General features: G+C 48.9%; 12 protein-coding genes. All 12 read right to left on the minus strand.

Annotated features, from left to right (window positions below; all coding sequences use genetic code 11):
* Window positions 1–10: 10 nt before the first annotated feature.
* Window positions 11–3,580: a malectin domain-containing carbohydrate-binding protein gene (locus AC6H3C_RS15670; RefSeq protein WP_497516352.1), complete on the minus strand. Its 3,570-nt coding sequence runs from the start codon at window positions 3,578–3,580 to the stop codon at window positions 11–13.
* Window positions 3,580–6,033, minus strand: coding sequence for a glycoside hydrolase family 95 protein (locus AC6H3C_RS15675; RefSeq protein ID WP_497516353.1), 2,454 nt, complete (start codon window positions 6,031–6,033; stop codon window positions 3,580–3,582). Before AC6H3C_RS15675 ends, AC6H3C_RS15670 begins: the two co-directional genes overlap by 1 nt.
* Before the next feature lie 203 nt (window positions 6,034–6,236).
* Window positions 6,237–8,939 (minus strand): alpha-d-galacturonidase, encoded by a 2,703-nt coding sequence (locus AC6H3C_RS15680; RefSeq protein ID WP_497516354.1) that lies wholly within the window; start codon window positions 8,937–8,939, stop codon window positions 6,237–6,239.
* A 161-nt stretch (window positions 8,940–9,100) separates the two neighbouring features.
* Complete coding sequence (locus tag AC6H3C_RS15685) at window positions 9,101–9,805, minus strand: L-rhamnose mutarotase (protein ID WP_497516355.1); 705 nt, start codon at window positions 9,803–9,805, stop codon at window positions 9,101–9,103.
* A 159-nt stretch (window positions 9,806–9,964) separates the two neighbouring features.
* A complete protein-coding gene (locus AC6H3C_RS15690; protein WP_497516356.1) occupies window positions 9,965–11,953 on the minus strand; it encodes a right-handed parallel beta-helix repeat-containing protein in 1,989 nt (662 codons plus the stop codon).
* A gap of 137 nt (window positions 11,954–12,090) precedes the next feature.
* Window positions 12,091–14,919, minus strand: coding sequence for a glycoside hydrolase family 2 TIM barrel-domain containing protein (locus AC6H3C_RS15695; RefSeq protein WP_497516357.1), 2,829 nt, complete (start codon window positions 14,917–14,919; stop codon window positions 12,091–12,093).
* Between the two features lie 297 nt (window positions 14,920–15,216).
* A complete protein-coding gene (locus AC6H3C_RS15700) occupies window positions 15,217–16,491 on the minus strand; it encodes an MFS transporter (RefSeq protein ID WP_497516358.1) in 1,275 nt (424 codons plus the stop codon).
* The gene (locus AC6H3C_RS15705) at window positions 16,482–17,609 is read right to left on the minus strand and encodes a uroporphyrinogen decarboxylase family protein (RefSeq protein ID WP_497516359.1); all 1,128 of its coding nucleotides are present in this window, start codon (window positions 17,607–17,609) and stop codon (window positions 16,482–16,484) included. The genes AC6H3C_RS15700 and AC6H3C_RS15705 overlap by 10 nt, the downstream gene beginning before the upstream one ends.
* Before the next feature lie 153 nt (window positions 17,610–17,762).
* Window positions 17,763–18,839 carry a uroporphyrinogen decarboxylase/cobalamine-independent methonine synthase family protein gene (locus tag AC6H3C_RS15710; protein WP_497516360.1) on the minus strand — a complete coding sequence of 359 codons (1,077 nt, stop codon included), beginning with the start codon at window positions 18,837–18,839 and terminating at the stop codon, window positions 17,763–17,765.
* A 110-nt stretch (window positions 18,840–18,949) separates the two neighbouring features.
* Window positions 18,950–20,524 carry a RagB/SusD family nutrient uptake outer membrane protein gene (locus tag AC6H3C_RS15715; protein ID WP_497516361.1) on the minus strand — a complete coding sequence of 525 codons (1,575 nt, stop codon included), beginning with the start codon at window positions 20,522–20,524 and terminating at the stop codon, window positions 18,950–18,952.
* A gap of 18 nt (window positions 20,525–20,542) precedes the next feature.
* Complete coding sequence (locus tag AC6H3C_RS15720; protein WP_497516362.1) at window positions 20,543–21,088, minus strand: hypothetical protein; 546 nt, start codon at window positions 21,086–21,088, stop codon at window positions 20,543–20,545.
* 35 nt (window positions 21,089–21,123) lie between these two features.
* The gene (tnpA, locus tag AC6H3C_RS15725; protein WP_497516157.1) at window positions 21,124–21,546 is read right to left on the minus strand and encodes an IS200/IS605 family transposase; all 423 of its coding nucleotides are present in this window, start codon (window positions 21,544–21,546) and stop codon (window positions 21,124–21,126) included.
* Between the last annotated feature and the right edge of the window lie 94 nt (window positions 21,547–21,640).

The following is a 21,640-nucleotide window of genomic DNA, read 5'->3' on the forward strand; positions in this document are numbered from 1 at the left end:
GAAAGCAGGACTACTGTATTTTCAGAAAATTGAATCCGACTGGCCCTCCTTCGATCAATTTAATGCGGATGGTATACGTTCCGGCGTTGATGGTGGTTTGCGTGTCGGTACGCAGGCTTTTCAGCTTTTCGCCCGATGGCAAAAATTCCAATGGCCCATGCCACATTACCCGACCGTCGCGGCTCACGATGCTCATTTCTACCATCAATGACTTTTCGGTCGGGTTCAGATAACGGATTTCCAAGCCGTATTTCGAAGCCAGGCCGACTGAAAATTGCCAGCTCACGGCATCGTTTTTCCCGGGAAGAAGTATCCCTTCCTTTCCGGCGAGTTCGGTTTTCCGGCTTTTGCCTGCCAGCGTGGCATCTGCTACCCGGTACGTCACCGTTTCACGCAGGTCGATGGCATCGTCCAGCCTGGTTACCGGAACAGCCGCCAACAGCATCAGCTTAAAATCAACCTCATTCGGGAGTTGCACTTGTTCACCAACAACAAACCGCTTGCGGTACATGTGCCAGATAGTCCCTCCTTTTTGGCTTGTTTTTACCCTTTCGGAATGGTATTTAAAACCAGCAGGCGCTGCCACGGAATCTTTCAGCGCGAAATACAGATCGGCATCGGCATTGATTTTTATCGATTTCAACTCCTCTGATAAGAAACCATCTTTGGTTGCCGGTTGCAACCACTCCGCCCCGTACAGTTCAGACGGAAGGACGGCAAAACGCAGGTCAGCGTCCGCAAAGCATTTATCGCCGGTATTGAGCCATGTTTTGGCAGCAAACAGGCCCGGCATATTGCCCGACAGTAACCTTTCGGAAGCCGGGGCCGGAGTAATCGTTTCGTCAGTGGTTGAAATGGCAATCGCCGAAATTATGGCCTGCCCGGCATCCACTTTCGGGAAAGAGATTTTAAGCTTTCCGCCGGTAACGGTAGCTTGAAACGTTTTTTTCAGCATCCGGTTGACACCAGCCTCAGTCCAGATATCCAGCTTTTTAAGCACAACCTGATCGTTCACAGCCACATCGAACAAACGCCAGCCACGGCAATCCAGTCCGCCGCCTTTGCCATACCAGGGTTCCATAAAGAACAGTTCAACCTGGTATTCGCCGTCGGGCGCCGGAAATTCGTACGAAAGTTTGTGCCGTCCGTAGCGGTAACTCTGCAAAAGCGGCCAGTCGGACGTTCCCTGCACCGGGTCGTACGACTGCCGCTGGCTACCGTAAAAGGCCGGAAGTCCGTCGTAATCGTCTGTCCACGAACGGGATCCCCACGATTTTTCATCCGATTTTCGCACATCGGCCATCCAGGTATGGCCGTCTGCATCAACATAGTCCGGACCGCCGCAGTTCACGCGGTACAGGTAATTCCGGTCAGCATCCGTTGTCAAGGGCGCCACCTTTCCTGACAGCTTTTCGATGCCTTCGGCTACCGGCAAATGATGCAATACGATGTAATCTTCGGCCGCCTTTTTGCCGTTTACATACCCTTCGGCACACAACACATTCGTCTGAATGTCCACCTCATCCCAAACAAAATGATGTCCTCGGCCGGGATTTGATTTTCGTCCGAATGAACAGGATTTCAGCCCATTGAACAGTTCCACTTCATCGCAATTGGAAAAGACCCGGACACCGCTTTTCACCCCGGGTTTGAGCCAGCGATCGGGCCAGCTGTGCGACACCATGTAAACCATTGGTTCGGTTTCTTTGGGCGTATAATTGGCCCGGTACATATACCAGGAATCCAGCGGTTCGCCCCAAATGGTGATTATGCCTTTGTAATTGACCGGCCCCAGGCGGTCTAATTCGCGCATGCCTTCTCCACTCTGTGTGCGTCCGGGGTTCTCGTGCGAGGTAAGAAGCCAGTGATACTGCCCGCAACATTGATCACTGACCGACTCGGCCAGTCGTATTTTGGATTCCATCAACAAATTGAAGCGGTCTTCTCTGTAAATGCCGTTCTGGTCGAATTCGCCCTCGGTGTGCAAGTCGGCGCTTCGCCAGCCGCCGTATTCTCCGTTGAGCAACTGAGTGGAAATTTCTTCAGCATACAAATCGGGATTGCCGCCATAGGTGCCCGACCAATTCTGAATGACATTCCAGTCGGTGCCGGTGCCTCCGTTGCAGGTAGTAATCAGTCGTTGTCTCGAAGCTGTCGGGTCGAGTTTCCGGATCAGATCGGAACATTCTTCCGCAAAATCGGTGGGCAGGGTGCTTTCGTTTTCGAGTCCCCACAGGATGATGGAAGGACTGTTACGCCGTTCCCGGATCCAGTCGGTCATCAGTTGTTTAAAGTTTCGGCGGAAGTCCGGATTGTCGAACCAAATGTGGGCGGCCATTTGCGGCCACCACAAAATGCCGTGACGGTCCCACTCTGGATGATAGCGCAGGTTGTGGGGTTGATGAGCATCGCGAAACGAATTATAACCTGCTGCCAGCACCTGCTTCACACGGGCCAACACCTGCTCGTCCGAAAAAGCATGGCTCTGCCCGATGAGATGTTCGTACTCGGCCGTTCCGTTAATAAAAACCGGCTTTCCGTTCAGGTAAAAACGGTTGGTGGGCTTACCGCCAAAAATATCCCATTTGATCCAGCGGATGCCATAAGGGGTTTTCAGTTCATCCACCAACTGCCCATTTTCGAATAATTCGGTGTGGACGATGTATAAATACGGATCTTCGAGCGACCACAAACGCGGATTTTTCATCGTGTTGAATGATTGCCGGACGGTGTCCATCTGTCCGGCAGCCAGAAAAATTTCATCTTCAATACGGGAGACCACCTTGCCTTTATCGTCTTTCAAACTATTCACCACCCGAACGGAAACTTCATGCGGATGATAGTTTTTCACTTCCGTAGTCAGGTGAAGTGTAGCTTCTTTTTCCGAAATATTTTCATCGTTCCAGATGTGGACGCCAAACGGCTCAATACGCACCGGATCTGTCACAATAAGGTGCACCGGACGAAAAATCCCCATGGGCTGACTACCTTCCGAAAAGCCCCACTCGGGACTGCAACCGCCGCACACCCAGGGCAAATCGCGAATATCGGCCGGATGATCGGCCCGAACGGCCAGCAGATTTTCGTTTTCAGGATGAATAAAACCGGTCACATCAAGTGTGAATGAAGTGCGCCCCCCGGCGTGATAGCCGATTGAATCGCCGTTCAACCAAACGGTTGCATACGAACCTACGCCCTCAAACCAAAGAAAGTACCGTTTGTCAGGCTGCGGCTGGTCCACGCTGAACGTTTTGAGGTACCAGGCATAGCCATGCCGGTTTCCGTGGCGAAGACGACGGTAGCCTCCGTAATCGTCCCAGTTGTGGGGAACATCTACCTTTAGCCAACCATCAGCAGCAAAAGCGGGCTGTTGAAAGCCGGCAAATGCTGCAGAAGACGAATCATCGGCCACGGTGAGCCAATCCGCATTCAGTAATTGCTGGCGGCGAATGCCCGGTCCCTCCGTTTGGGAACAGGAAAACAGGCTCCCCGCCAAAAAAATCATTAAAAGCTGGTGTAACCATTTCCGGTTGCACCAGCCCAAGTTATGCCTTCTCTTTCTGCTTTTCTCTGGCATCATTATTTTTTCAGTTCAAAAGTGTAGCTCTTTCCGGCTTCGGTTTGAAAGTCGTAAAGGAAGGTTTTCGGTGTTTTCACTCCCTTCAGTTTGGCTTTTGGCGAAATCAGCGGATCTTTAATTTCGTTGATTTGATAAAACGGGTTAGGATTGCTGCCTTTAGCAGCCACCAACGCAGCGCCGTCAGCCGACTGAACCGGCTGTTTCGACCTGATCCGGCAGTTTCCGCCCAGCGACGAATGAATGGTGAATGTTTTGATCTTGCCGTTCTCCCAGCTCAGGTCCAGCTCGAAACCACCACGCGCTTTCAGTCCGTTGATTTTGCCTTCTGGCCAGCCGTCGGGCAAAGCCGGAAGCAGGAAGATGGCGCCGTCGTAGCTTTGCATCAGCATCTCGGCAATACCGGCGGCACAACCAAAGTTCCCGTCAATCTGGAAAGGGGGATGCGCATCCAGCAGATTTGGGTAGGTGCCGCCCGACTCTTTACCTCTGTCATTGCGTAACGATGGCGACAACTGATCGCCAATCATTTTCAGGGCATGATTCCCATCCAGAAATCGGGCCCAAAGGTTCACCTTCCAGCCCATCGACCAGCCGGTGGACTCGTCGCCCCGGTAAAGGAGCGAATTCCGTGCAGCTTCGAACAGTTTCGGCGTGCGGAAAGGCGAGATCTGATTGCTTGGGTAGAGTGCATACAGGTGCGATACATGGCGGTGTTTGTCGTCCACGCGGTCCCAGTCTTTGATCCATTCCTGCAACTGACTGTGCTGCCCGATCTGCATGGGCGGCAGGCGGTCTTTGGCTGCAGCCAGCGAGTCGGAGAAAGCCTGATCGACCCCCAACATTTCCGAAGTCCGAATGACATTTGAGAACAGATCGAACACCAGCTGGTTGTCCATCGTATTGCCCACACCCACGTTGATTTTGGGCAGATAAGTATTCTCGGGCGACACCGAAGGGCCAATTACCAGCCAGCCGTGCTCCGGTTCTTCAATCAAGATATCAAGCAGAAACTCGGCTGCACCTTTCATAGCCGGGTAAGCTTCCTTCAAAAAATCCTTATTTCCGGTATACGAATAATGCTCCCACAGGTGCTGGCACAGCCAGGCGCCTCCGGTTGGCCATAATCCCGAGCGCGCCCAGTCGACAGGGCCGGTTACGCGCCAGATGTCGGTGTTGTGGTGAAGTACCCAACCGCGGACGTTGTACAGCTTTCGGGCAGTTTCCTGTCCGCTTCGCGAAAGCTCTTTCACCATCGTCAGAAAAGGCTCGTGCAGTTCAGACAGATTGGTCAGTTCGGCCGGCCAGTAGTTCATTTCGGCGTTGATGTTGGTGGTGTATTTGCTGTCCCAGGGTGGCATGACGCGGTCGTTCCAGATGCCTTGCAGGTTCATGGGCTGCGTGCCCGGCTGCGAAGCCGAAATCATCAGGTAACGGCCAAACTGGAAATACAGGCTGACGAGTTGCGGGTCGTCGTCTCCTTTAAATTGCTCCACGCGCTGATCGGTTGGAAGTTTCGCGGCATCGGTTTCGCCCAAATCAATCGACACCCGGTTAAAATAGCGGTGATAGATTGCTTCATGTTTGGCTTTAGCCCTGTCAAAATCATCTTTCAATGCGGTTTTCAACACAGATGAAGCCTTTGCCAGGCCATCTTCGCTGATGTCGTTATAATTTTTAAAGTTTGAAGCGATGGAGATATAAATCGTTGCCTCGGCGGCATTTTTTATTTCCAATTCTTTTTCGGCCAGCGCCAATTCGCCGCTTTGCAAAACCGGCTTCACCAAGGCTTCGAAGCGGACTTGCCCCAACACGCCTTCGTGGTCGTCGGTGATGCCCGAGAGGTGAATGGTCGAATCTTTTTCAAGCCGGATGCGGCTACGCAAATCGCAGTTCACGCCCAACTTACAGTTGATTGTTCCCCCCTCGCCTGCTGTCAGCCGAATCATGATCGTGTTGTTGTCGAGCGAAGCCAGGTATTCGCGGGTGTAGGTAACGCCGTCCACCTGATAAGTTACTTTTGATGAAGCATTGGCAATATCAAGCTCGCGGTAATAATTTTTTACCTGTTCGTGACCGGGGAAAGTCAGCCAAAGGTTGCCCACCGGCTGGTACATCATGCCGCTGTTTAAAGAGAGTTTCTCCGCATTGGCCAAATCGTCGGTTTCCTGATACTTGCCCTCAAAAAACAAGTCAACCAACTGAGGCAACAACGAAGCCTTTTCGGGATTGACATTGCTGTTTGGCCCGCCCGACCATACGGTTTCTTCATTTAACTGGATCTGATCCACGCCGGTGGCGCCGTAAAGCATGGCCCCCAAACGACCGTTCCCGATAGGAAGCGCCTCGTTCCAGTTGGCAGCCGGCTGATCGTACCACAGTTTTAGCTCGCCGTACTGTGCCTTCAAACTCAATACTCCAAGCAGGAGCAGTAAACTCAAAAAAATTCTTTTCATATCTATATTTTTACTGAAAATCAATCCTAACTGGCTTTGTCGTTCTTCTCCTATACCACGTCTTATCAGCCTTGACTTGTGAAAATCAACTCAAACTAAACAGTCTTCGTCGTTTACCCCGGGCTATTCTTATTCTTCCCCTCCGGGAAACCCGATTACTTTTCACCATCAATCTTTTTCAATTCCTCAATCTCATTCAATCCTTAATAAAACAGCCAGTCCACGGCCGGGCCATCTTCATCTTTGGTCATACCGGCGTCGTGAATTGGGATTTCTTCGGCCCCATCAATAAAGCCGAGAATCAGCGCCCTGCCTTTGCCGAGCACGAGTTCATGCTCGCCGGCCCCGTAGTGGTAATTGTACACGTTCACCGGATAGAGGCCGGGAATCAGCATGGCATTGGCAATTTTAATATCGGCCTGACCGCGGTCGTTGGCATTGGCATTGGTTTCGAGTGTTGGCGGTTCCAATGCCGAATAGCTGTTGGTATTGAAATAGCCTACCAATACCTTCACCGGTTTGTCTGATTTAAATCTCAGCACAGTGCCCGCTTCCTGCTGTTGTTTGTCAGAAAGTTGAACGCCGGAAAGGTTCTGCAACTCTTCGGCCACCGCTTCGATGACCGCCTTATTGTCGCTGTAAACCTGTTGCCCCGCTGCCAATGAATACCGTTTTGCCCCGGGATGAAGGACGGTGACCTGCGCCGGTTCGAAAACCTTCCGCTGTTGCATTTCGCCGGCGTTTCCTTTGGTTTTCAGCATATTCAGGTTTCGTTTGAAGTTTTCCAACTCAGCCTGATAGTGCGGTTGCATTTCAACCCAGGTTTTATTGGTTCCGTCGACACCCGAAATCGGGATACGCCGCTGGGCCGTTTGCATACTGTTGGCATACAGGTAAGTATCTTTCGTGAGATCAACCAGCTCGTTAAAATACGTCATGCTCTTTTCGAGATGAAGCGCTGCTGTTTCCAGATCCTCCATTTTACTTGAATATTTGTAGTTAAGCGCCAACATGGCCGCCTTCACTTTTTCGGCAAAATGATTGGCGAAAGCATTGTAGCAATACACATCATTCTTCAGCCGTTCAAATTCTGCCTTATTTTTAGTCACTTTGAGAGTGGCTTTATCAATGGCTTCAACGGCCAGCGCACCGTGCTGGACCACCTCATCAATAATTTGCGGAGGTGTTTCACCAGCGTGTGCCTCGCCCTTAAATTCTTTGGCGGCATATTCCAACAAGACTTCTTTTTCCGGACCGCTTGATGTCCAGAAGTTGGAATACACGTGGTATTTATGCGGGTTTACCAATTGTCCCATAAACATGCCAAGCAACAAGGTTTGCCGGTTGCCGTCGGAAATGCCGAACGTACGCAGCAACTTTGGGGCAATTTCGCCGGTTTCTTCGTAAGCTTTCAGAATGTTTGCACCTTCGTTGCCACAACCGTAAAAGTCGCCCAATTCCCCGGTCCAGTATTTGATTTCGTCGTTGCGGTCGCGTTTCGAATTCCAGGCATAGCGGGCCCAGGCATCGTACCAAATCCGGTCGCGATCCATTTCAAGCAGGCGTTCATCGGCCTTATCTGCCGTATAAGGCCAATCCCAGTACGACGCCTGCGGGTACAGATGCAGACCGTTGGCGCCCTGTATGTTGTGCATGGCCTGAACGCTTTTCTGAATGAAATCGGGCGAGCCGTAACGGAACGGCTCCAGGTTGGCCAAAATGTGTACATTGGAAATATGCACCGATCCCAGGCTGCTGAGCACCGTATGGTTGGTTTCCCACGAATCGCGCGGTTCGTAGGTGGTGAGCGATTCGCCGTTGTACTTGAACATGGTGTACAGGTTTTTGTAGATTGGCAAGGCGGCATCCATCACTTTGCCGGCATCGGTATCGTGGCCGCGCAACACAATGGGCGGTTCGTGCTCAATGCCCAGGGTTTTCAGCCCGTCCTGCACTCCGGGAATGATGGTTTCGGTGAACCACTCCACATCGTCGTCGATGGTATTCATGGCTTCACCCAAAGTAACCAGTAAGCCTACATTTGGATAATTTTCGATAAAAGCAGCGATTGATTTACGGGTATAGTCGGCAATTACCGGAATGATCGGGCGGCTGCGGTCCTGGGTTTTCAGGCCGTGGTGTTCGGCAAAGGGTTTTGAAACCAGGATATTGTAAAACATCTGGATGACCCAGATGCCACGCTTGTCGGCTTCTTCGGTCAGGAAGGCAAATATTTCTTTGTTCTTTTCGAAGGTTTCATCGTCCACTTCAACGGCATACGGATAATCAGCCAGCTTCACCAAGGAAGCAAAGGGGTGGCCGTTCCACAGGTAAAGCGCATTGTAGCGGTTTTCCACCATCATATCAAGGTATTTGACCCACAACACCTTATCGTAAAACCAGGGAAAACTTTCGGGGGTGTACGGGTATTCATACACATGACGTTCAGGCAAATAAACGGTTTTCTGCAAGCCAATGCAGGTCCCGCGCATCACCATCTCGGGTTGGTCGGTCAGGTTAATGGTTTTTGGCAATTTGCCGTTTTCCTGTATTTGGCCGGCTAAATGCAAACAGCCGTACAAAATGCCCGATGTTCCGGTTGCTGTCAAATAGATCGTGTTTCCCTTGCTTTCCAGCGCATAGCCCTCTTCGGGCAAAGCAGCCGGTGTGTCTTTTTCAACCCGTTGCAGGATGATCCGTACATTTTTTGAATCAGTCGATTCAGTTGTCAATTCAACCTGGTAGCCACTTTCAGTCAGCTGGGCAGAAAGACGCTCAACCGCATATTTTTCGCGCGGCGTGTTTTGCTCCGCTACAATTGTGACTGTTCCTTTTCCGGTGCATGCTCCGAATATGACCGAAGTCAAAAGGATGCAGAACGTGTTTTTCAATCGTTTAAAATTCATTTTATTTCAGTTATTCGTTTTATTTGTTGGTTTCAAGTTTCAAGTTCCAGATTCCAAGTTTTGAGTTTCGGGTTTTGAGTACTGTCCGAAAAGTCCTTTTACCCCTATATCCTGCAGCTACCTGACTTTGAACTCCTTACTCACTACTCACTACCTGCGACTCAAAGCTTTTCAAAAAATACCCAGGTTTCACCGGGTTCAGTGCCCTCAATCCCCTCCTGGTACCGACTCATTCGTTCATTCCACTCCACCATGCGTGGATTATTTTCTTCGGTTTTCGGGTTCAGTTCATCCAATGTTTTACCGGCCGGAACAGAGATGACCAGCATCAATTGCCGCCCGTTTCGAAAGCTCAGAAGCTGTTGAAAATCTGCTTTGCAGAAACCCTGGGCCACTTCTGGCCATTCTTCAAGCTGCACAGCGTGATAGCGCATGTACTCCTGCTGCATGGCTGAATCGGCCACCAGGTTGGCCGTGAGCAAATAATTTCGCCAGGGTCGTGCAACAGCCGGGTCGCCACAGTGCATCGCGCGGTCAAACACATAGATCGGTGTATCGTACTTTCTCAGTTGCGGGCTGATGCCTGTATCCCGAATTTGCCCGATCAAAGCGGCCGAATCGTTGCCGGCGCCGAAAAATACCAAGTGATTTTTCCATTGGTAAATTTCGAACTGCGTTTGCCCCAATTGGTAAAGCAATGAGTCTTTCTGTCCCTCGTCATCCAAAATCAATTCAATTGCAACGCGGTCAACAGGTACCCAGGCCATTGTATTCACCGATTGCTTTGCACTTTTTGACTGACAAGCAATCAGCCAGGCCAGCAGTCCCGTCAGCAGCAGAAATTTACAGGTAATTGTTCGTTTCATGCGGTTATCAGTTATCAGTTTTGAGTTTCTGTATCATGGATTCTCGTTACGCACGACCCAAGTCTATTGTTGTGTCAACGCTCAAATGACCATAGTCATGCCGTCCGGCAGTTGCCGGACAGGATGAATCGATTACGACGCAGTAGCGTTGACTTGACACTAATGAAAAACGTCCCGTTCTTTAAAGCCCTCGGCATGAATACTTACTTTTGCCGGCTCATTTGACGGGATAATATCTTTATAATCAGGCTGAATACCGGCAAAATCAATAATTCGCATCGCTTCAACCGACCATTCCTCCTCTCGGAATGAATGGGTGTTTTCAATCGTAATGTTCGTCCCGTTGTCCATCAGCAAGTTGTTTTTCACGTAGTTATCACGCGCTGTAATGTTGTGACAGCGTTTGGTCCAGAGGTGGAGCCACATCCATTTATAACTGGCATTACCAACCACATTCCGGGTGATGGTCAGGTAAGCCGAACCATCATCGGGGTAAATGCAGCGGGGCCCATTGAACACATAGTTGCCCTCGACCACTGTTCCCGGCTGTTCGCCAAGCAGGTAAATAATGCCGCCATCATCCAGCACCTGGTGTGTGTCGCCGGCCTTATTGAAACTGATGCTGTTGTTTTTGGCAACTTTTGAAGCCGGAATCCCGGCGTTTCCCCACCACCAGCCACAGGTGATGGCGCCGTATGGTGTTCCGGCAATGTCGTTGTGCACGATGCGGGTGTTGGCCACAAAAAAGGAAGTGATCGCTTCGACCTGCCGAAAATCGAGACTCACATTCCGAATGTAGTTGTTCGCCACGGTAATGTTTTCACAAAGGCCTTCAACCCCGGCCTGGTAAATAGCGCCGTCGCCAATTTGGTAATGTTGGGGAAAACCAACACTTACCGCATTACCCAGCAAATCGTTGAAGAAATTTCCTTCAACCTGGCTGTTTTTCACATCATTGGTTAAATTGATAGCTACTGCTGAACCGATGCCTTCAAAACGGTTACGGACAAACTGAATGTTTTCGGCATTTTCAACCTGAATGCTCCCCCGGGGAACATCGGTGCTGTTGTATTCGGATGGATGCCAATTGCCGCCGGGAATGTATTTCACCGCCAGTCCCAGACTTTGGATACCGGCAAAACCGTGCGAACCGGCAACTTCCATCAATTGCCAATGGTCGTGCGAGAATGTAATTCCCTCGAAGCGAATGTTTTTCACCCGTTCGTTAGTCGATTTGCCTTTGATATGAACCAAACCTTCCGACGTGGGAGCAATCACCGTTGCGGTAGCCAGGTCCTCACCGTTGCTGTAATAATAAAGTGTTTTTGTTTTCCGGTCGAAATAGAATTCACCCGGTGAATCGAGTAATTCCAAAGCATTTCGGATGAGGAAACTTTTGTTGTAGTTTATTTTTCCGGCCCAGGCCATGGTGGTGGCAATAGCGCCGTAAGGCTGCTGTAATTTAATCACCGTGGTGTCTCCAAATTGTTCGATTTCACGGGCACACAGAATTTTTTCGGTCCACACGTTGAACTGCACCAATTCCATATCTTCCGGATTTTTGTACGATTGAATGTCCTGCGAGGTAAATTTTATCCCGTCGATAGCCGTTCCGGCGCCGAAAGCCCAGGGTTCGGTTCCTTCAATCTGAAACTTTCCCCAGTCGCCCAAGCCGTTTACAGGCACATCGGTTCCGGCCATGCGCATACGCTTGCCGTTGACAAACAAGGTCCGCAGCTTGGTATCGCGATCCAGATGGGCTTTGTAGATATTGCCTTCAAGCTTTTGCCAACCGGTCACAGGTACGCCGCCGCTGATGAGTACCCTGGCATTTTTAGCCGCCCTTATGATGGTAGGCGATTCGTTGGTTCCCGAATCTTCGGGTCCCAACACCAGCGGTTCATCCAACAGGTATTCCCCTTCCAACAATAATATTTGGATTCCGGTTTTAACTGATGGATCATTTTTTTGCCTCAAGGCCCTTGCTTTCAGCATAGCCGCCTGTATGGTTTCCAAGGGTTTACGTTCCGAGCCGGGATTGGAGTCCTTTCCCGAGGGCGACACCCAAATGTCGATAGCCGCAGCCGACCAGAAGGTCAATACAACCAAAGCCATCGTCAGTATTGTTTTGAATCGTTTTCGTCTCATCTAGTTAGATTTACTATTTACCGATTTACTATTTAATGTTTCAAGCGACAGGTGACTCGATTTAAAATCGCGCATTCTTTTAAACTGTTTAAAATAGCCGATTACAAACCGGCACACCCGGCTTTTCCGCTTCCAACTCATTGGTTTTCGGAAAAGTTAAAATACAGCGTCATCTGCTTGCTGCGAAAACGCCAGTTGTCGTACGGTCCGTAGTCGAAAAACATGTTTTTCTTTCCGCTCGGGCCCATGTCCCAGGGATCGTTCGACTTGGTACCGACAGGCGGGATCGCCTGCATGAAAGAGATGTCGCCCGCCGGAAATGCAGGGGCCACACGTTCAAACACTTTCTCAGGCTGGGCCGGCGTGTAGAGGCGCAGAAACACATCTTCGGTCGAAGTTGCGACGGTGAAGTTTTGCTCTTTCGACTCAATTTTTGCCCAATACAAATTGGCGTGATAGCCTTTAAACTCGGGATAAACCATCGGTGAAACCCCGGTTATGGTATTGTTGTATTCTTTCTGATGTACGCCCAGTTCAACGCCCTGCATCCGGTTTTTCCATACCCGGTATGGGCCGCGTCCCAGCCATTTCACGCCGGTCACCAATTCTTCGGGGTACGAAAAGTTGACTCCCATATAATCAAAATCCTGATCATAAAACTCCGGCACATAATACAAGTGTAACCGGGCCCAGCCATTCGGGTAAAAAGTCCAGACAAATTCTTTCATCCGGGTCGAATCAGACTTTTCGGTTTTGAAAGAACAGATCAACATCAGGCTGTCGCTGTAATTTTTCATCTCAAGGTTTTTGAAAGCAGTTAGCCCGGCGCTGATTTCAGGCCCGTTGCAGAAAGGAATTTCACCTTTTTCGTTTACCACCTTTTTCAGCATCCCATCTGTTTTACCGATCGAATATTCCACCGTTCCGGCTTTAATACGGTACAGCTCATCAGTTTCCGTAAAGGACACCGCGCTGTTACCGTTTGATTGGGCCAATAGTTGCGCAACCAGGTCGGCCGGAAGTTTGATTGCCCGGCTCCAGGTGTAGATTTCGTTCCCAAAGCGGTCGGTGGCCGTAAAATATAGTACGTCGTAGCCCGCCCAATCGACCGGAAGCGACAGTTGAATCGCTCCTTTCTGTCCCGGGGCAATATCGGGAGCCGGCGCCGTGCCAGTCACTGTTTTCACTTGCTCCGACGAGCCGGGCAAAGGAAATTTAGCAAGCTTCCAGCTGAAACTGCATGTTTTCAGGTTGGTGTAGAAGTAACGGTTTTCAATTTTGATCTGACCATCAAAATCAGCTGTTATATCGCTGTCGTCGGGGCGTACCGGCGACCAGATTTCTTTGATCGCGAAGAAGCTTCCTTCCTTTTCGTGATGTGGCCCCAGGATACCATCGGGAGCCGAAGACCCGTACGTGTCAATCGCTCCGTTCTGATCGGTACGCACCACGCCTTCGTCGGCAAACACCCACAGAAAACCGCCGGCAGCGCGCGACTTATTCCACATCAGTTCCCAGTAGTCCCACAGGCCGGCGCCATGACCGCCATCGTACATACCGTGCAGGAATTCGGTAGGCATCGTAATCAGATGACCGTTCCAATAGGTACCGGCGCCATAATCGTAAGCGCGGTAATGCTGCGTGGCAAAACCGTTAAACTCGTTCCAGGGATGAATCACCCGTCGGTTTTGAATATCGTATTGAGCAAACAGCGGATCCAGATCAAAATTATGTCCACCTTCGTTCCCATTGTCCCACAGCACGATCGAAGGATGATTGACGTCGCGGGCCACCATTTCCTTCACCAACTTACTGCCTGCTTCGGTATCATAAGCATCGTGCCAGCCAGCCAGTTCGTTCAACACAAACAAGCCCAGCGAATCGCACACTTCGAGGAAGTGCTTGTCGGGCGGATAATGCGACATGCGCACGGCATTCATATTCATTTCTTTTATCAGTTTCACATCTTCCATGCTGAATGCTTTACAGGAAGCCCGGCCGGTTTCGGGCCGGAACGTATGACGGTTGACGCCTTTAAATTTGATTTTTATGCCGTTCACATACACGCCGTCGCGTTCACGCACTTCAACGGTGCGAAAACCAATGCGCTCCGTCATTTCGTGTACGACTTTGCCTTTTGATATCAGGCTGAAAGTCACCTGGTACAGATTCGGGTCTTCCGGGTTCCAGCTTTTTATTCCCGGAATATTGGATTGAAGACGGACCACATCGCTGCCCTTCGCCACCTCAGCCGAAAATTCACCTCCTACCGGGTTTCCGAGAAGATCGGTAAGCTGAGCTTTCAGTATTTCGCCGACGACCGGTTTTTGCAAAAAGATATCGGCTGTCAGCAAACCATTCGCTTTGGCATCAATCGCTACCCGTTCGATATTTTGCTGTGGTTTAACTTCGAGGTACACCGGACGGAAAATACCGCCAAAGATCCAGAAATCGGCATAACGCTCAGCCCGGGTCACCGACTCATTGGCCGAATGTTTGGAAACCGTCACTTCCAACTGGTTCGTGGCCCCGTATTTCAGCAAGCGGCTGATGTCGTACTTAAACCGGTAAAACGATCCCTGATGAACAGGTCCGGCCAACTTACCGTTAATTTTCACTTCGGTATCGGTCATGGAACCTTCGAACACGATGTTTATCACCTGGCTTTTCCAGCTGGCAGGCGTCTCAAACGCATAGCGGTACAAGCCTTTTTCTTTCCCTCGTTCTTCATCTTTGGCATGGCCGTAATTGTAGGTTCCAAAACCCTGTAACTCCCAGTTCGAAGGAACAGGAATTGTTGTCCATTTGCCCGAATTTTGTCCATCGGTGCAAAAGAACTGCCAGTCAACGGTGTTGTCAGTACCGGTGCCCGAAAGGTATTTAATTTCCGTTCTCTGCGCCTGGGCTGTTAGTCCCAATACCAGTATGAAAGCGACACAGATATGTTTTACTAAAATTTGTTTCATCAAAGTTCATTTTAAGTAACCGGACAATCTTGCCGAAGCAGGAAATTCGACACGATTTGAACCGACATTGTTTTTTATTCCGGAACTACCTGCAAAGGTATTTTCTTCAAAAATGCAAAAAATTGTAAACGTTTTCAATAAATCAACTAAACATTGATCTAAAAAACTAATTTTTCCAAGATTAAAGAACAAAATCTTCGTTCGATTTTATGATTTGTTATTTGATTTATATTCTTTTACGTATTTTCTTCCATCAATTCAAATAATACGAAAACGTTTACATCTGTCTGTAATGATTCATCCTGCCAAAAATTTAATCGGCTGGTTTGCAGGTATCAGCAAATGAAGCGATAACCAGCAAAGCAAATAGGCCACGCTTGCTATCGCGAAAATGACATAATAACTGCCGGTGATTTCGAGAATAACACCCACGGCAGCCGAAAACAACACCCCACCCACCGCTCCGGCAAAACCGGAAAGTCCAACCACCGAACCAACCGCGTTCTTCGGAAAAATATCGGAAACGATGGTGAAAATATTGGCCGCATAGCCCTGATGGGCAAAGGTCGCCATGGAGATGAGCGCCACAGCAAGCCAGACACTGGAGGTAAACGAGGTAAAGAAAATCGGCACCACCAGCAAAGCCAGAAAAAAGATCGTCAGTTTCCGGGCCGAAACCGGATTTTTTCCCCGGTTAATCAGAAACGACGACATCCAGCCTCCAAAGATTGAACCTCCGATTGAAACCACATAAATCACAATCAGCGGCAACCCGATATTGGTCAGATCGATCCGGTAATTTGAATTCAAAAATTTTGGCAACCAATACAGGAAAAACCACCAGATGGGGTCGGTCAGGAAACGCGCCAGGCAAATGCCCCAGGTTTGTTTATACGAGATGATTGATTTCCAGGGAAGTTTTGTTCCTTCAGGTTCGGTGTCATCCTGCAAAATATGCCGGTGTTCGGCTTCGCTCAACCGCTTGTCAAGTTCCGGTTTCCGGTACATCGGAATCCAGAAAAGCAGCCAGACAAAACCCAGCGCCCCGGTACTGATAAATGCCCACTGCCAGCCCCATTTCAGGGCTATAAGCGGGATCAGCAAAGGCGTAATGATCGCGCCAACGTTTGGCCCCGAATTAAAAATTCCGGTTGCCAATGCCCGTTCTTTCTTCGGAAACCATTCGGCAACGGTTTTAACGGCAGCCGGAAAATTGGCCGATTCGCCGATTCCCAGCGCAAAACGGGCAAGTGAAAATGAAAACACGCTGCGGGCAGCTGCGTGAGCCATCCCGGCCAGGCTCCATGCCGAAATCGCGATGATAAAGCCCAGCCGTGTGCCAATCCGGTCAAGCAAAGTTCCCATCGAGATCAATCCGATCGCATAAGCAATTTGGAAAGCCATGATGATAAAACCATAATCCGATTCCGACCAGCCAAATAGCTGCTGAAGTTCAGGCGCCAGGATGCCCAGCACCTGCCGGTCGATGTAATTGATGGTGGTAGCAAAAAACAACAGCGCCACAATGCGCCAGCGGTAATTGCCTGTTTTTGTTTGGCGATTTACCTGCATAATCGGTGTATTAAATGATAGGCTTCTTCCTGTTCATCAGGCGTTTCGCAGTACGTTACCACTACCAGTTTCATTCCCGGAATCCACAGGCGCGACACCTGTTCCCGAATGGTTTCCAAATCGCCTACGATGCGCGCGTTCAACACAATTCCGGTGTTGGCAAATTTGTGAAACTCTTCCAGCTTGTTAGTTGCCCCCGGATCGGTCTGCGGTGAAAAAGCCCCATCGGCCATTTTCAAGCCCTTCATTTGCAGTACCGCATCCACCCAGCCCGCCCAGTCGCCGCAGGAATGGAAAACCGGTCCGCCCAGGGGTGTACAAATTTTTTCAACAGAAGGAGCAGCCATTTCAATGTATTGCTCCGGCGAAATCATAATGGCATTGTCGTCGCTCATGCCCAGCCCGTTCCATTTTACCGAGGATGCAAAACCGTGCCCGGGCAAAGCCAGTGCGCTGCCAATCAACTTCATTTGTTCCTGGTTGAAACGGATGGATAAATCAGCCAGCATATCAAAAAGCTGCAACACTTTTTCAGGTTCCATCAACAAATCCATAAAAAACTGATCAAGCGGATAGAGGTGCCCGATCATGTTCAGCGGCGATTGGGTATCGGTCAGCGAAATGGGCAGACGTCCCTTGGTCTGCTCCATAAAATATTCGATCATATTTAAGGTATGCCTTCCGATGTTGGTTTGTGCGATTTCCTTTCCCGGATAAGCCAGCAATTCATCAATGGTTGAAAAGCGTGGTTTCAGGGCAGGTGCATTTCCTTCCACCCAAAGGTAATCGCCGCCAAAAGCGCTGGCCACAGTCCCTATTCCATACCAGGGTTCCAGAAAATTCGGCACATCAGCACGAAACAGCATACTTTTTTGCAGTGCACCCAACTGAAGTTCGAGCGAACGTTTCCTATCCCTACAACCATACGAAAAACACTCGCCCACCCGCATCCTACGGTAAACAGCCACGCCCGAAGGTTGCTGCCAGAAACGGGCACAGGTTTCGTTCAGCTCTGCGGCATAGGCTTCATATTTTGCAAAGTCGAAATTCTCAGGTTTTACAGGAACAACCTGAGTCGCCTGTGAATCGGCTAATTGGGTATCGAATTTTTTTACCATGAACTATTTGACATTCAGTTTCATTCTGAGTTGTTCTTTCTTGTTTCTTCTTTCCTCCAGGTTTACCGGAGATCAATAACAGTAAACTCCTTCGGAGTTCTTTTTTATCCTCTGCTTGCCCATATTTCAATGAATCCCTGACCACTGAGACTGTTAACTGAGACTGTATTCTTCCCTCAATTCCTCCACCGTCTCAAAGATGGTTGTGATCCGGTCATCCGATACCGAGTCGTCCATGTTGATGCAGCAAACGCCGGTCAGGTATGGATTTCCGGAATCATGAACCAGCCGGGTAATGGTTTCCCGGATTTCGTCGTGCGACTGCCGGGCAATTTCGACCGGGCTCAGGCGGATATTGAAAAACGTATCCGGCAGATGTTCCCGAAGTACTTTTACATCGCCGCCCCAACCCAGATCAAGGTAATCGAGATGCGGGATTTTTGCAAAAGCGGCAGCCATCCGGTGCGGATCGGGCCCGCAATAGTGAATGCCAAACGGACGCCTTTCGCTCCATTTTTGATCGAACGGAAGCAGGTAATTTTCGTAATCCTCTTCCGAAATCATCGTATGCGAACATTCGGAATGTAACAACACCGGTTTCCGGATGTGGCGGACGCCACGGTTCACCGAAACCGATGTGGTGCCGGTTTCAGATTGCAAAAACGAGGTGAATTTCTCAATCACGCCTGCAATTCCGGCGAAATATTCTTTTACTTCGTCGGGCGTCATCATCATGTCGGTAAAAATGTCTTCGCCCCGCAGATCCATCGCGATGTTCAGAATGCCACCCCAATTGATGTCGCCGGTCAGACAGCCGTATTTCTTTTTTAGCGAATCGGTCAGTTCAGCGACCCGTTTAAAAGCCTCCGATTGAAAAGCCTCGTCCGTTGTGATGATGCGCAGTTCCTGATGAGCCGGCAACACCTGTGGCGGATGGGCTTCGGAATAATTTACCTGACAACCAAGCATTTCTGACAACAAAAAACCGGCTGCCAGATGTACCGCGCCAATTTCGGGCCGCGCCTGATCCCGATGCTGACCAAGCCCGAATTTTCCCCAGCGTTCGTACAACACTTTTTCCATTTGCTGTTCGGCTTCCACCCGTTTCAGCGGATGAAAAAAGAAATCAGGATCGAAGGTCATTTTTTCGTTCTTGTTCCACCACTCCGGCGCCAGGACAATATCGACCGGCAATATGTCATTTTGCAAATACATCTTCAACTTATCCATGATATTCCTCTATAAAAAGAAAAGAATGCAAATAATTTCCACAGATTCCGGCTTAATTGTCAAATTAAGGACGGGTTGGGGGCCAACCCGTCCTTGTTATTAGTCAGGAATTAATTGGACGCATTATCCGGATTTTGTTCTAAAGCCGGATTCGAATCAAGGTCATAGGTCGGGATCTTCCACAAAAAGGTCTTTTTAGGAACGAATTCCAAAGTGGCATTCTTGTACATGTAGACGCCATGTCCCAGTCCATATTCCCACTCTTCCTGTATTTTTTGTCCAAGACGACCGGTACGCAATGCATCAAAATAAAGCTGCGATTCGCCAATGAATTCCCAACCTCGCTCACGGTAGATAAAATCATCTAGCTCCTGTTTTGACATTCCTGAAAGGCTCCCCAGGTTCGCACGGTTACGCACATCATTAAATTTATCAAGCGCATCGGTTGTAACCCCGTTGATCTGATTTTCTGCTTCAGCATAGTTTAGTAAAACATCGGCATAACGCATAACATAAATATTTGCCTGCGGCATTTTCAAAGAAGCCGATTCCGGGGTACGGTCATAAAACTTGATGTTCCCAGGCGAAGCGGTATTCCATCCTTTTGTTCCGGGATAGAAACCATTGTCTTCCGGAACGAATTCCAAAGTACCCGTTACAACGCCACTGGAAGTCCGGTTAAATTTGGTAAGAAATGTACCTTCCTTCCGTGTATCCTGATCGCTGTACGAAAGATAAGCCAGAATGGTCGGACCATACCTCCGGTACATGTAGCAACCAATACTTGCTTCGGTAATATTCACCCCAAACATGACATGCAGGTTATTATACTCGCTGCTAAACTGGCCATATTGTATTTCGAAGATTGACTCTTTACCATTTTTGTTATTGGTATTCCACCAGTACCACAGATTTTTAAAATCAGGTTCCAGTTCATATTCGCCGGATGAAATTACTTTTCCGCTGTATTCTTTTGATTTTTTATAGTACTCGGCATTTCCCTCCATACTGGCGCGGGTCAAATAAACTTCTCCCAAAAATGCTTGCGCTGCTCCTTTGGCTGGTCGCCATTTATCGCCTGAAGCGTAAGCCGATTTTAACGGTAGATTGGCTTCGGCATATTCCAGATCGGCGATAATGTGTTCATAGGTTTCGGCAACCGACCTACGAGGAATTTCAAGGCCCTCTTTTGACGATGTATAAGAATCGGAAATCGGAACGCCGCCAAAAATGCGCACCAGGTTATAGTTGGCTAAAGCCCTTAAAAAGCGAACTTCGGCAAAGTATCGTTTTTTTAACGTTTCATCCATTGAAATCCCTTCGCCCCTCCCGAGCACAATATTGGCACGGTTAATCACCACAAAGGCTCTTGGCCATGTAGTTGTAAATGTTCTTGCCGGATTATTAACATCGACCCAGGCATTCCACAAATGAACATCATCTTTAGCATAAGCCGGAGCACCAAATTCAGTCAATACTTCCAGATACATATGGTGCAAATAATTGGCCCCGCCAAACGCGTACTGAATACCATCGTAAACACTAACAACAGCCATTTCGAGCTCTTCTTCGGTTTGGTAGAAATTTGAAGGGGCAAGGAACGTATAGGGTTCTTCAGCCAGATCTGTACATTGATTAAAAAATGGTACAGCAATTATAAGGAAGAGATATTTTATAAATTTCATAGTTTTAGATTTTTCAGGTTAAAATTTAGCATTAATACCGAATATCATCGTCTTGGCCCAAGGATAGGTGGTATCCCCGTTTTCCGGGTTATAACCGCGGTGGTTGGCTGTACTGATGTAATTTTGCGCATTTACATAAACGGTAAGCTGTTTTATCCAGTTAATATTCTTAATCGACGATGAAAAGTCATACCCAAGTTTGATGTTTTTCAAGATGAAATAGCTCCAGTTAGCACTGGTTCTGTCAGAAAAATAAACATCCTTGGAGCCGGCCCTCGGGAAAGTACCATTAGGATTGCTTTCGCTCCACATCCGGTCATATGCGTATTTTGACGGTTGATAGTTCTGATTGAGAATTTGATTTTCGCCATACATTAAATAACTGTCGGTAGATGAAGCATAGCCAATAACCAGCGAAGTACTTCCAAATGCGCTGTTATCGATACCGGCAACAGAAGCATAATCATGAGCTCCTTGTCCATACAAATCCAGAGTAAAAATCCACACCCAAAGGATGTGGCTTTGGGATAACCCCTGGAAGGGGTAATTTGCTTTTACCCTCAAAGAAGGTAAAAGTTGTTGTCCCCACAGGTTAATGACTACTTTTCTTCTTCTCGTTTATCTTTCTTTTCCTGATACTTGACGTACCTCTTGATCATCTCCGCATCCAGTCCTACTGTATCCACACAGTAGCCTTTTGACCAGAAATGATTGCCCCAATAGGGGCGGCTCTTCAAGCTCTTATATTTGTTGAACAGCCGAATTGCTGTTCGTCCTTTAAAAATCCCAACCATGTCAGAAATAGAGACTTTCGGCGGAACCATCAAAACCAGATGTACGTGATCTTCCTGTACGTTCAACTCCTCAATAATACAGCCTTTCTGCTCCGAGAAAGCCTTGATGCAGTGTTCCACTTCAATTTTGATTTCTCCCTTCAATATTCTATACCTATATTTAGGGGTCCATACGATATGGTACATGCAATGCCAGATCGCATGCGACAACTTCTTAAAACGACTCATTGTTTTTTCCTTTCTTTGGTTGTGGGGACAACCTTCTAAAGGTAAATATGAGTCGTTTTACAGGCAAACCCGTGGAACGTCTCTGACCACGTTC

The sequence above is a fragment of the Gaoshiqia sp. US2 genome, from assembly GCF_059705485.1.